The organism is Mesorhizobium sp. M1322, from assembly GCF_040318085.1.
Classification (GTDB): Bacteria; Pseudomonadota; Alphaproteobacteria; order Rhizobiales; family Rhizobiaceae; genus Mesorhizobium.
In genome coordinates this window covers 1-521 of record NZ_JAMYLP010000228.1, presented here as the reverse complement: position 1 = coordinate 521, position 521 = coordinate 1, and the positions used below count along the sequence as shown (strand labels likewise).

Annotated in this window: 1 protein-coding gene; it reads right to left on the bottom strand. The window is 57.0% G+C overall.

Going from position 1 to position 521, the window contains the following annotated elements; genetic code table 11:
* Positions 1 to 521, bottom strand: a 521-nt coding sequence (locus NKH12_RS30515) for an ABC transporter substrate-binding protein (protein WP_352956491.1), incomplete at both ends; no start/stop codon positions are given.

The following is a 521-nucleotide window of genomic DNA, read 5'->3' as shown; positions in this document are numbered from 1 at the left end:
CGCCTCAATGAGAAGCTTGTCGAATTTTTCGTTGAAGAAGTGCGTGTCGTTCCACTCCGCCGTCGACAGATAGGCACTCGAGTACATCTGGTCCTGCGTTGAGCGCCCGGTCCAATAGGAGGCATAGAAGGGCTGCTTTTGCCACACCTCTGTCCAGTAGCCGTCTCCCGGCTCACGCTTGACCTCGAGGGTGATGCCGGCTTTGGCGCAACTCTGCTGATAGAGCTGGGCGGCATCAACGGCGCCCGGAAAGGCCACGTCGGAGGTCCTGAGCAGGATCGGCCCACTGTGGCCCGACTTCTGATAGTGGAACTTAGCTTTGTCCGGATCGAAGGCGCGCTGCTCGACGTCGTCGGAAAATAGCGGATAAGCGTCGTTGATAGGAAAGTCGTTACCTATTGCGCCATAGCCGCGAAGGATCTTGTCCAGCATTTGCTCGCGGTCCAAGGCAAGCTTCAACGCCATCCTGACATCGTTGTTGTTGAACGGCGCGGTGTCGCAGAACATATTGAAGAGGTAGC